Annotated in this window: 11 protein-coding genes and 2 rRNA genes; 4 read left to right on the top strand and 9 right to left on the bottom strand. The window is 38.2% G+C overall.

Annotated features, from left to right (window positions below):
* Position 1 precedes the first annotated feature (1 nt).
* Together thpR and NC797_RS16450 are read right to left on the bottom strand one after the other, a co-directional pair.
* Positions 2 to 568 (bottom strand): RNA 2',3'-cyclic phosphodiesterase, encoded by a 567-nt coding sequence (thpR, locus tag NC797_RS16445; RefSeq protein ID WP_272437907.1) that lies wholly within the window; start codon positions 566 to 568, stop codon positions 2 to 4.
* Between the two features lie 72 nt (positions 569 to 640).
* Positions 641 to 1,666, bottom strand: a complete 1,026-nt coding sequence (locus NC797_RS16450) for a potassium channel family protein (RefSeq protein ID WP_272437908.1) — start codon at positions 1,664 to 1,666, stop codon at positions 641 to 643.
* A gap of 325 nt (positions 1,667 to 1,991) precedes the next feature.
* Between NC797_RS16450 and NC797_RS16455 the strand changes: the two genes are divergently transcribed.
* Positions 1,992 to 2,210 carry a DeoR family transcriptional regulator gene (locus tag NC797_RS16455; protein ID WP_272437909.1) on the top strand — a complete coding sequence of 73 codons (219 nt, stop codon included), beginning with the start codon at positions 1,992 to 1,994 and terminating at the stop codon, positions 2,208 to 2,210.
* A 213-nt stretch (positions 2,211 to 2,423) separates the two neighbouring features.
* Here NC797_RS16455 and NC797_RS16460 read toward each other — a convergent pair whose 3' ends face one another.
* A complete protein-coding gene (locus tag NC797_RS16460) occupies positions 2,424 to 3,143 on the bottom strand; it encodes a pseudouridine synthase (RefSeq protein ID WP_272437910.1) in 720 nt (239 codons plus the stop codon).
* 31 nt (positions 3,144 to 3,174) lie between these two features.
* On the bottom strand, positions 3,175 to 4,794 hold the full coding sequence (locus NC797_RS16465) for a putative polysaccharide biosynthesis protein (protein ID WP_272437911.1): 1,620 nt from the start codon (positions 4,792 to 4,794) through the stop codon (positions 3,175 to 3,177).
* A 206-nt stretch (positions 4,795 to 5,000) separates the two neighbouring features.
* Between NC797_RS16465 and NC797_RS16470 the strand changes: the two genes are divergently transcribed.
* On the top strand, positions 5,001 to 6,263 hold the full coding sequence (locus NC797_RS16470) for a BaiN/RdsA family NAD(P)/FAD-dependent oxidoreductase (protein WP_272437912.1): 1,263 nt from the start codon (positions 5,001 to 5,003) through the stop codon (positions 6,261 to 6,263).
* A gap of 119 nt (positions 6,264 to 6,382) precedes the next feature.
* Here the strand turns inward: NC797_RS16470 and NC797_RS16475 are convergent, their stop codons facing one another.
* The 3 genes from NC797_RS16475 to NC797_RS16485 form a co-directional block, all read right to left on the bottom strand.
* Complete coding sequence (locus NC797_RS16475) at positions 6,383 to 7,528, bottom strand: trans-sulfuration enzyme family protein (protein ID WP_272437913.1); 1,146 nt, start codon at positions 7,526 to 7,528, stop codon at positions 6,383 to 6,385.
* Positions 7,529 to 7,764: 236 nt separating this feature from the next.
* The gene (locus NC797_RS16480; protein WP_272437914.1) at positions 7,765 to 9,180 is read right to left on the bottom strand and encodes a hypothetical protein; all 1,416 of its coding nucleotides are present in this window, start codon (positions 9,178 to 9,180) and stop codon (positions 7,765 to 7,767) included.
* 1 nt (position 9,181) lies between these two features.
* Positions 9,182 to 9,736, bottom strand: coding sequence for a sigma-70 family RNA polymerase sigma factor (locus tag NC797_RS16485; RefSeq protein WP_272437915.1), 555 nt, complete (start codon positions 9,734 to 9,736; stop codon positions 9,182 to 9,184).
* 533 nt (positions 9,737 to 10,269) lie between these two features.
* On the opposite strand from NC797_RS16485, the gene NC797_RS16490 reads away from it, so the two are divergent.
* Positions 10,270 to 10,530: a zinc ribbon domain-containing protein gene (locus NC797_RS16490; protein WP_417168722.1), complete on the top strand. Its 261-nt coding sequence runs from the start codon at positions 10,270 to 10,272 to the stop codon at positions 10,528 to 10,530.
* Positions 10,531 to 10,535: 5 nt separating this feature from the next.
* Positions 10,536 to 11,267 (top strand): serine/threonine protein kinase, encoded by a 732-nt coding sequence (locus tag NC797_RS16495; RefSeq protein WP_272437917.1) that lies wholly within the window; start codon positions 10,536 to 10,538, stop codon positions 11,265 to 11,267.
* A gap of 60 nt (positions 11,268 to 11,327) precedes the next feature.
* Here NC797_RS16495 and rrf read toward each other — a convergent pair.
* Together rrf and NC797_RS16505 are read right to left on the bottom strand one after the other, a co-directional pair.
* Positions 11,328 to 11,443, bottom strand: a 5S ribosomal RNA gene (rrf, locus tag NC797_RS16500).
* Between the two features lie 77 nt (positions 11,444 to 11,520).
* Positions 11,521 to 11,630 (bottom strand): 23S ribosomal RNA (locus NC797_RS16505); the annotation flags it as partial.

An 11,630-nucleotide genomic window follows, 5' to 3' on the forward strand; every position in this document is an offset into this window, starting at 1 on the left:
TTCAATCACCTCGATTTAAGTAAAATAGTTCCACTACTTCATACTTAGGACTTTTGGAAGGATGAATTTGAAAAATAACAAATGCATCTACAATCATATTCATACGATCTTGAAAATTTTCATGCAGGCTCGTAACAGTCCTTTCTCCTTTCTGTTCCAGCCACTTCTTCCCAAGTGTAATATGTGGACGATATGGTCTATTTTCTGCTTTGAACCCCTGTTCCTTACAAGCAAACTCAACCTTTTTTTGTAGTTTGGAAAGTTCTTCATTATTTTCTTCAATGCCCGCCCACAACACTCTTGGCTTTCTTGGATTACCAAACATCCCTAATGATTGAATGGATATGTTAAAAGCAAACGAAGTATTCTGATTTCGCAATTGCTGTATCAATGGTTGAAGCACTTCATTGGAAACAGGCCCTAAGAATTTTAATGTTATATGTAAATCCAATGGATCTGGCCAAACCTTATAAGAAAAATACTGCTTTAGTTTTTCCTGCCAAGAGGACAACCATTGCTGACATTCCTTGTTTAGCGGTACTGCAATAAAATAATGAGGCAACTGCATATGATCCCCTCCAGTAACATTATATCACTTTAGGCTCTCACTTTTTCATCACATTCATGCAAAAAAAGCACATTACTTCTCCTGCACCTTTTTCATAAAACGGTTATATGTATTTTTATCACAAATAACATACAGCTCTGAATCTGTTTTTATTTCATTGTCAAGCGTGCGATTGATACTAAGATCATTTTTATCTGCAATAAGTGTAGCGCCGACACCTAACAGCTCATCAAATGCATCTCGATACGTTTTCCAATGAGGTAAAGCAGGAATATGATAAAGATCATCCCCGTGTGACCTACTTAATAGCTGGCCATATACGCTAGAAATTCCATTCATAAAAGCAGAACGGACAAAAAGAGAGGATATCGTTTCATGAGAAATAATAAATTCATTTACCTTCATGTATTCGAAATTTCTAATATGCCTTTCCTCGATTATTTCTACAACAGTATGTATTGACGGGGCAACAGCTTCAATTGCAGAAGCGATTAGCAGCGTTTTACCATCACATAATTCGCTGTTATCAATACGATCATCCGCAAAAATAAGTACTGATTTAGCCTCCATGACGTTTGCTTGGATCAGTAATTCTTCTGAGGAGGCATTCCCTCTGATATAATGCACATTCGCCGAAAGCATTGGTGCTCTTTCTAAATCATCAATAATAACGATTTCCACATCTTTTTTCGTATCCAGCATTTCATTTATTGCGTATTTTGCTTTTTTAGACCAACCGACAATAATATAGTGATTACGCTCCTTAAACACAATATCACCTTCCTCTCTTTTTTTACGAAAGCTAGCTAACCCATCCACCACTTTTCCGATAACAACTCCAATTAAGCCAATTCCAAACACATAGAGAAAAAGCGCTATTACTCTTCCACCAATAGATACTGGAAAATAATCTCCATACCCAACCGTGGTGACGGTCGTCATTACCCACCAGAACCCATCAAAATAGTTTGAGAAGGTTTCCGGCTCCACTTCAACCACTAAATAGGATGTAAATAATATTAATAAAAAACTTGTACCGAATAATAAAGAATTGTTCACCTTAATCATCCGAAGCATGACTTTACGAAAGAAATACATATCCTGCCTCCTTTTTTAATGGGTACTTCATAAAGTGAAACTTCAATCAGTGGGGGTTTTCTTCATCCCACACTGATTGTTAGTTGAACCAATCGGGCATTTACGGGCAGTTACCCCCGCCTACACTTCTCGTTTTTCTAAAGTCTTGAGGTCGGGGTATTACTGCCCGTTAATGCGAGATAAACACTAAACAACCTCTTTAAAAGAATTATCTGTAAATTTCACTTCAACTACTAGCCAGTTTCAATCAAAATGGTGTAAAATAAAAACAACTACACGATTCACTTTCACCACGTTTCTAATGCATACATTAAGGAGTGGTTTTTTGAATCAATCAACAACCCGCATGCTAACCCGTGTTAAAGCTGTGTACCTTTATATTAGAGAAAACGGCACAGTTACAACATCAGAATTAGCAGAGGAATTTAGTATTACGGATCGAACTGTTCAAAGAGATCTAAGCGTCTTGGAACATAACGGTCTTGTAATGAGTCCGACCCGGGGAAGATGGAAAATCACTGGTAAAAAAGTAAGGATTTCTTAATATTAAGTAGAGGAGACGGCTGACACAACAAGAGTCAGCCATTTTTTTACCAGATAAGAAAGTATAAAATGCTTCTTATTCTTACGTTGACCCCCTCATCGTGCTTTTAATAACCCTTGGGTATTATACCTACTAATGCGTGTTCAAAAGTCGCCACGTCCTGTGGCAACGCCTGCATGACCCATATCGTGTGGGCCTGAGGTGCGCAGCTTATCATTTGGTGACTTTTTGAACAACCTCTACTAACTCATCATTTGTTAATTCTCGATATTCTCCAAGGTCTAGTTTCGGATCAAGAGAAAGATTACCCATCGATATCCTCTTTAAATATAATACTTTCTTTCCAACAGTTTCAAACATCCTTTTTACTTGGTGGAATTTTCCTTCTTTAATCGTAAGTTCAATTTCAGATACTTCTCCTCTTTTCAAAATCTTTAATTCTGATGGCTTCGTAACATATCCATCGTCCAATGTAACCCCTTTTTCAAATTGAATACGATCTTCTTCGGTAACTTTTCCTGAAACACGAGCAATATATGTTTTTCCTACATCTTTTTTTGGAGAAAGTAATTGATGGGCTAATTTCCCATCATTTGTAATAAGCAACAAACCCTCTGTGTCCTTGTCGAGCCTCCCAACTGGGAAAGGCTCAAAGATTGTATCCTTTGGCTCTAACAAATCAATGACTGTAGCGTCTCTTGTATCCTCGGTAGCAGATACGAAGCCTGGAGGTTTGTTCATCATTAGATAAATGGATGATTTGTATTCAAGTTTCTCTCCGAATATGGTAATTACATCTAGGGAAGGATCGACATGCTCTTTTCCATTTTTAATAACACCATCATTAAGGAGTACCGCACCTTTTTTTAGAAGTTCTTTCACTTCTTTTCTACTTCCATATCCCATGTTTGATAGTACTTTATCAATTCGCACATAGATTCTCCTTTCAATGCGAGTTCAATTGTTATCTTCTTCTAAACAACTTCTCCAGAACACGCACACGGCTTCCTATCGTTCTTTCTAATAAAGTTGATTCATAGCATAACCATACATACATTACTGCACCAATCACCATCGTAATGACTAATATGAAAACCGTTTCCATGCGTCCATCTTGGTTCGATAGAAAAAGCCCTAATATCCATCTTGTTATCCAAACCGTGATGGCCATTATAGTAGTTAAGATCGCGACCAAAGCGGATCGTTTCTTAAATTCTCTATACGAAAACTGAATGGAAGTTTTTATTCTCCAAAAATTCAATATAACAGCAATAAATACCGCTAACATAGTGCCAATTACTGCTCCTTTAGCCCCAAAAGCATACATAAGAGGTATGTTCAACGTGATCTTAACGATTAATCCAGCTGTTAAACTAATCACCGCAAATCGTTGTTCATTGATTCCCTGAAGGATGGATGAGGTTACTGTAAAAAACGCAAAAAACAATCCGACAGGTGCATACCAAGCTAGTAATGGGCCATTTATTCCTATATTCTCCATTCCATAAAAGGAACCATAGACTTCATTTGATAATAATGACATACCAACTACAGCTGGAAGTACAAGTAGCATCACAATTTGTAATGCTTGGTTAATTTGTTTAAACGCTAGTGTTTTGTTGTTATCGGTAATTGATTTTGTAATCGCAGGTAATATAGTTAAAGACAAGCCTGTCGCAAGGGTTACCGGTATGATTACAAGCTTATGTCCATAAAAGTTAATATTTGAAAAAGCTATATCTGAGATTTCAGCTTGGCCAATAGCGACCATTGCCCTATTAAAGGTAAGTAAATCAACTTGCTGATACAATGGTGTCGCAAGCCCAACTAGGACGAATGGTCCCGCGTAACGAAAAAGTTCTTTGTACAACTTCTGCATTGGTATATCATAGGTTGTTGTTTGTTGCGCAATTAGTTTATCCAAATGGGGTTTTCTCTTTTTCCAATAAAAACCTAATACAATATAGGAACCGATTGCCCCTACAAATGCTGCAAATGTCGCAAAGCCAACAGCTGTTCGAATGGTACCATTAAAGACATTTAATACGAAAAAAGCAGCTGTTAATAAAAAGATAATCCGAACAATTTGTTCTATGATCTGTGAAATTGCCGTTGGCCCCATTGATTCATAGCCTTGAAAGAAACCGCGAATAATACTCATACTTGGAATGATTAATAGTGCAAAACTAACCATTTTTAATACTAGAGCAATATCAGATGCAGAATTACCATATTCATCATCGACAACATACACTCTAGCCAAAAGATCTGCACCAAAAAATAACAATAAAAAAGCAATAATACCAGTCATTGCCATTAAACCAATACCTGCTTTGAACATTCTCCGACCTGTTTCATAATCTCCAAGGGAATTATACTTAGAAACAAACTTAGAAACGGCAAGCGGTACACCTATTGTAGACAAACTAATTAATATATTGTATGGACCATATGCATAACCATATAAGGCCCCACCAGAAGAACCAACCAATTCATTAAAGGGGATCGTGTAGATCATCCCTAGAAATTTTGAAAAAAACGTGGCCGCTGTTAACAACATTGTTCCACGAATTATATTAGACATTGCCATCTTCTCACCTGCATTATTGTAGAATCTAACTCATTTAGTTTATCATAAAGAGAGTACAAACAGGGATTTGTTTTTTCAATCCTATTTGATGAACCGAACCAATTTGAGTCTTACGGACTTGTTTGCCGGCCAAAAGAGTCCACTTTAGGTCGTTATGATCGGGAAAAGTGAGACTTCATACCCTGAAAGGAATGAAAGTTATGACTTATCAAGTTGCAATCATAGGTGGCGGTCCATCTGGATTGATGGCAGCTATTTCTGCAGCAGAAAATGGAGCAGAAACTGTTTTAATCGACAAAGGAAATAAACTAGGAAAAAAATTAGCGATTTCAGGTGGTGGCCGATGTAATGTAACCAATCGTCTTCCTCAGGATGAAGTAATCAAAAATATACCAGGTAATGGAAGGTTTTTATACAGCGCATTCTCCGTATTTAATAATTACGATATAATTGATTTCTTTGAAAACCTTGGTGTTGCTTTAAAAGAGGAAGATCATGGGAGAATGTTTCCTGTTAGTAACTCAGCCAAAAGTGTGGTTGATGCATTACTGAACCGTATGAAAGAATTAAATGTTGCAATTCTAACAAATAGCCCAGTACAGGCGATCCATTATAGTGAAAAATCACATACGATCATCTTACAATCACAAAAAAAGATCGACGCTCATGCAGTTGTCATTGCCGTAGGAGGTAAAGCAGTCCCACACACGGGTAGTACTGGTGATGGCTACGCCTGGGCAAAGAAGGCTGGTCACACAATTACCGAGATCTACCCTACTGAAGTTCCTTTGCTATCAGATGAACCTTTTATAACGAACAGAAAATTGCAAGGCTTAGCGCTTCGTGATGTGTCATTATCCGTGTTAAACAAAAAAAACAAGCCTATTATTACACACCAAATGGACATGCTCTTTACACACTTTGGGGTATCTGGACCCGCAGTACTTCGATGTTCCCAATTTGTAGTAAAAGAGATGATGAAAGGCAATAAGGTTGTTATGATGGAGATAGACGCATTACCTAACAAAAAGGAACAGCAATTGTATGATCATTATAGTGAACTTGTAGAGGAAAATCCCCGAAAGAGCATTAAAAACATATTCAAAGGTCTTGTACCAGAAAGGTATTTAGATTTCCTATTAGCGCAAAATGGAATAGAAAATGACGAAAAAGCCGCAAATATTTCCCGGGAAAAGATAAGAAATTTAGTAAGGGGATTAAAGCATTTTCAATTCAATGTAAATGGCTCGCAACCAATTGATAAAGCTTTTGTTACTGGAGGGGGGGTTTCAACAAAAGAAATCGCACCAAACACAATGCAATCAAAAATCATGAGAGGATTGTATTTTTGTGGGGAAATACTAGACATTCATGGGTATACTGGCGGATACAATATTACCTCCGCTATGGTAACGGGAAGAATTGCTGGAATGAACGCTGCATGGGAGGCACTTTCGGAATAAAGCGAACTCGTTTCAGCAAGCTAAAACATGGGGGAATCCCCACCTACGCTTCGCTTAGAGGTGGGGTCTGAAACCCTAAAACCATTTTAATATTAAAGATTGACACACCCTGTATTCATTTATCCTCGATAAGCCTTCTCTAAGGCATCTTTTAAGGAAACGATGATGTCGTCCGCATCTTCAATACCAACCGAAATTCTAACTAAACCCTCCGTTATATTAAGTTTCTCCTGTGTCTCAGGAGGAAGTGCCCGGTGGGATGTAGATAGTGGATAAGAGACAGTTGTTTCTACTCCTGCTAATGTAGGTACAATCTTTATCCATTTTAATGATTTAAAAAATACGTTAATATCACACAATCCAGTAATATCAATAGAAACAATTGCTCCTTTTCCCTTGGATGAGAAGGATTTAGGATAGTACACTTTTTTTACAGCTGGATGATTTGTCAATGCATCAGCCAAAAGTTGTGCGTTTTTTGATTGTCTTTCCATTCTTACACTTAACGTTTTTAGTCCTCTGCACGCAAGCCATGCTTCAAACGGGCTTAGATTCGATCCCAAATTTATAACCTTTGTTCTTGCTTTTTGAATTAAATCTTCCCGACCAACGAGGACACCAGCGGTAACATCACTGTGTCCACCAATATATTTAGTTGCACTATGCACAATCAGGTCTATACCTGATTGAAAAGGTCGGCACAAATATGGTGTAGCGAAAGTATTATCAATCATCGTAAAAAGTTGATATTTTTCTCCTGTTTTTACAATTTTATTCAAATTTTCAACACGAAGTAACGGATTTGTTATAGACTCAGAATAGAGTAGTGTTGTATTAGATCGTATTTTTTGTTCAATTAAATCTATTTTACTAAAGTCAACGAATTCAACATCTATGCCGAAATCTTTCAACTCATATGCTAATAGATGATAGGTACCACCATATATATCAGCTGATGCAAGAATATGATCTCCCTGTTTTGCCACTGATAAAATTCCGGCTAAAATAGCTGACAACCCTGAAGAAGTTGCGATTCCGTCGGGTGCTCCCTCTAATTGAGATACAGCACTCCCAAGCTCATCGGTATTTGGATTCCCAACCCTTGTGTATAAATAATCATTTTTCCCTTGATAAAAATTTTCTAAATCTTCAAGATCTGTAAATTTAAAGGATGACGTTTGATAGATTGGTGTAACTTTGCTGGATATCGTTTTTGATTTATTTTGCGAAAGATGTACTGTTTTCGTGTCAAAATTTTGTTCCATGACATTCTCCACTCACCTTATAAATAGTTTATAACTACTTTACCTTATTCTACGAAAAAAACCAACTTATATAAACGCAAATCAGATGAAGTTAACAAATTGAAGTCAGCTGCACAAAATTCACTGATCGAATTCGTAATCGGAATCCTAGTAGTACCAGCTGTCTTCAATTAGTCCCCATCACCATAACACTTTAAAGCAACGCTTAATGGTGGACAGGCACCAATGAAGAATGGTTATTCTGGATTATCAAATGTAAAAACTTGTTCCCACGTTTTCCCACCAGTAGTCGTTGTGTACATAACAGAAGGGCGCTGTGAATCGGAAGTAATCAGCCAGCCGCTTTTTGCATCAGCAAATGCGATATAAGCCCCTTTGTATCCTGGAAATGCCTGGTCACTCCTTTGCCACGTTTTCCCACCGTCTGTTGTCCAACCAATTGAATTAGATTTATCACAAGCTGCGCAATATCCGCCCATGAATGCAACATCTGGACTTACAACATATAACTGACCTGGCGCAGAACCATTATTTGTAATGTCGGTTTGTGCTTTTTCTGGGGATTTCATTGGAAGCCCAGGAGCTGGACCTGCCCCTGCCGTAGAGTTATTTATAACCGTTTGCCAGTTATTACCACCATCACCCGTATGAAAAACAGAATACGAAACCTGGCTCATTCCAGCACCGCCAACTAGTTCTATCCAGGCATCGTTTTGGCCAGCCGACCTAATCTTAGCATCGCGAACATCTACAACAGTAGCACGGGTCATGACTTTTTCCCAAGACTCCCCACCGTTTGTTGTCCGCATGACAATTATTTGTTTACCTTCTTGTGTAACTGCCCATCCATTTTTTAAATCATGAAAATAAGCATTGCCTTTCATGTTGTCAGGAATATCAAACGTTGACCATGATTTACCACCATTTGTTGTATAGGCATTCCCAACAAAGCCCACCTCGTTAGAATTAAAGTGAAGAAAGCCCTTATTTGGTAACCTACCTACTGGAGACCAGTTTTTTCCACCATTTGTTGTATTTAAAAGTCGTCGCCCGTCTTGTTTTTCGGAATTATCAGCAAAAACTACCCATGCATTGTCCTTGTCTAACGCAAACAGTTGATCAACCGTCTGTTCGCCTTGATATTGTATGTCCCAGTCTTTGCCGCCACTATTTGTTTTTGCAATCCACCCGTTTCCGCCAACCCAACCAGATGATGGGTCGATTAAGCGAATGGCAGTAATACTCCCCATGCGAATGTCATCCGTTGGTGGAGATTCCTTTCCCGAATCGTCAACAGGGTTCTCATTTGATGGATCCCTTGTATCAACTGTATCCTTTGAGGGCGTCGTTTGGTTATTTTCCGTGTTATTTGAAGCGTTGGTACTACTGTTTTGCTCTGATGAGATATTTTGGCTACCTTGATGATTAACGATATAAAAGGTGCCAACGATTAACAAAAAACAAACGGCTACACTCAGTACAGATGGAATGAGTTGTCTGAATCTGAATCGGTTGAAAATATTTGTGGGAGCGGAACTGTGCCGTTTCTCCATCCTCTCTCTTACAAACCTTTTATTTTTTTCGGTAAACGCACCCTCTTTAAAAACGGTTTCATCCAGAATACTTTCAAGGTGTTTAAGCTTATCGTCCATGTTAGTTCGCCTCCTCATACAAATCCCTTAATAACTTCCGCCCTCGTCGTAGTCGGGTCCGAATTGTTTTGGCATTTTTATGAAGCGTTTGTGCAACTTCTTCAATCTTCAGCCCCGAATAATAATAAAGAACAATAACTTCTAAATATTTTGTTGGAAGCTCCATGACACAATTGGCTAGTATTTGGTTATCACTGCTTCGTATGACCGCTTCTTCCGGCGTCGGCTCTGGGTTATCCTTATAATAGGCAGCATGTCTAAGGCCGACGTCAATGTTACGAATTGACCAAGTTTTTAATGAGTCCTTGCAACGATTAACAGTAATGCGATAAAGCCACGTTTTGATGGTCGAATCCCCACGAAATGTGGTGATTTTATGAAAACAAGTAATAAACACATCTTGAACAATGTCTTCAGCCCTTGCCCAATCTCTCGTGTAGGAAAAGGCTAGTTTCGTTAATGGAGTACCATATTCATCCATTAATGTTTCGATCACTGTTTCAGTATCATTTTGCTGTATCCACTTTATTTCATTTTCTTTCATAGTTCGTTTCATTTCCCCACCTCACCATGTCGCCATTCAATATATGGACGATTACCAACTGGAAAATGTTTCAGACGGATTGCATTCAATTTAAAAAGTTACTTTAAAATGAGCAAGCTAAGAGTTACGGATGTTCATGCAATATTGTGAGTGTTTTCATAATTTGCACTCAGGCCAATATTGGTTTATTATTAAATAAACTTAAAGAGGATGTTCAAAAAGTCACCAAATGATAAGCTACGCATCTCGGGCCCACACGATGTGGGTCATGCAGGCGTTGCCACAGGACGTGGCGGTCTTAGCCTGTATTCCTTAAATGGCTCGTTCTTCCGGTCCTCATGTAGGGAAAGCCTACACTGCGGTCCTCAGAAGCATCGCCGCCTCGACCTGCTTGCTTCTAATTTACCGACTTTTTGAACACGCACTTAAAAGTAGAAGGTGGGTTAAAAATGAGTTTTTTTTCGAGATCATCTAGGCGAAAGCCATATAAACACGGCAATCATGGTAGCCATCATTATAAGAAAAAAGGTTTACTAGGAAAATTTATGGATGTTCTTGAATCCGGCAGTCATTCCAATGGCCATCATTATAATTCTCGACATCAAAGACATTATGCGCCTCAAGAGAAACACATTTCAAAAAACACGGCATGTAGCAAATGTAATGCACAAATACCGTCAGGATCCAAGTTTTGTCTGGAATGTGGTGAAAAGGTTGAAACGACAGCATTTTGCATCAGCTGCGGTGAAACACTACCAACAGATGCGAAATTTTGTTCGAAATGTGGAGCCAAAACGAACAATTGAGTACCATGTTGTTAAAACCTTTTAAAAAGAAGTGGTACGGAAGACGTTATGGAGATTACAAAATCGAAAAAATGTTGGGTGAGGGTAGATTTGGAATTTGCTATTTGGCAACAACAAATCAGGGCGCTTTCGTTGTAATCAAACGTTTCAAACCTCATATTTTAAAGAAAAACGAACAGAAAAATGTATGTGAAGCTGTGATGCTATCAAAGCTTAACCATCATGCAATTCCGAAGTTATTAGGAGTAATAAATGATAAAGAATTATATGGATTTGTACTTGAATATAAATTAGGTCCTACAGCAGAAACTATGCTCTTCAAACAAAAATATGGCTTCAATAAAACAGAGATATTTAATATAGGCAGTCAGCTTATTAGTATTATTAAATATTTGCACGGAAAAGGAATTGTTCATCGAGATCTGCGTATTCCCAATGTACTTATACATGATGGCAAAGTTTCGCTCATAGATTTCGGTCTTGCCCGTTGGGGCGATCATGAACGGTATAACTTCGATCAGGATTTTTCCTATTTAGGTGATTTTTTACTGTATCTTCACTATTCCACATTCAAAAAACAACAAAGAGTAAGTAAGCCGTGGTACGAAGAACTTGATCTTACAAATGAACAAATTCATCTTTATAAAAGAATGCTTCGGTTAGAGGATCCATACTCAAATATACACGAGCTAGAAAGAGATTTTCTTATTGCTTTTCGCGCTAACAGCGACAAGTGAAACTCAAACACGAATAAAACCCCAAAAAAACCGATGAGTATACTCATCGGTTTTAAAGTAGCTTGGCGGCGTCCTACTCTCGCAGGGGCAATGCCCCAACTACCATCAGCGCTGGAGAGCTTAACTTCTGTGTTCGGCATGGGAACAGGTGTGACCTCTCCGCCATTACCACCAAACAGTTATTCAAATTTCAAGTACTACATTGTTTTGTGTACCTTCAAAACTAGATAAGAACTAAAGACATATAAAACATATAGTTAAGTCCTCGATCGATTAGTATTCGTCAGCTACACGTGTCACCACGCTTCCACCTCGAACCTATCAACCTCATCGTCTCTGAGGGATCTTACTCATTTAAAATGA

It is taken from the genome of Terrihalobacillus insolitus (assembly GCF_028416575.1).
In the GTDB taxonomy this organism is placed as follows: Bacteria; Bacillota; Bacilli; order Bacillales; family Amphibacillaceae; genus Terrihalobacillus; species Terrihalobacillus insolitus.

Excerpts from the sequence above, each read along its gene's own strand:
- NC797_RS16495 (WP_272437917.1), top strand. The coding sequence starts at position 10,536 with ATGTTGTTAAAACCTTTTAAAAAGAAGTGGTACGGAAGACGTTATGGA.
- NC797_RS16490 (WP_417168722.1), top strand. The coding sequence starts at position 10,270 with ATGGATGTTCTTGAATCCGGCAGTCATTCCAATGGCCATCATTATAAT.
- NC797_RS16470 (WP_272437912.1), top strand. The coding sequence starts at position 5,001 with ATGACTTATCAAGTTGCAATCATAGGTGGCGGTCCATCTGGATTGATG.
- NC797_RS16475 (WP_272437913.1), bottom strand. The coding sequence starts at position 7,528 with ATGGAACAAAATTTTGACACGAAAACAGTACATCTTTCGCAAAATAAA.
- thpR (WP_272437907.1), bottom strand. The coding sequence starts at position 568 with ATGCAGTTGCCTCATTATTTTATTGCAGTACCGCTAAACAAGGAATGT.
- NC797_RS16465 (WP_272437911.1), bottom strand. The coding sequence starts at position 4,794 with ATGTCTAATATAATTCGTGGAACAATGTTGTTAACAGCGGCCACGTTT.
- NC797_RS16450 (WP_272437908.1), bottom strand. The coding sequence starts at position 1,666 with ATGTATTTCTTTCGTAAAGTCATGCTTCGGATGATTAAGGTGAACAAT.
- NC797_RS16485 (WP_272437915.1), bottom strand. The coding sequence starts at position 9,736 with ATGAAACGAACTATGAAAGAAAATGAAATAAAGTGGATACAGCAAAAT.
- NC797_RS16480 (WP_272437914.1), bottom strand. The coding sequence starts at position 9,180 with ATGGACGATAAGCTTAAACACCTTGAAAGTATTCTGGATGAAACCGTT.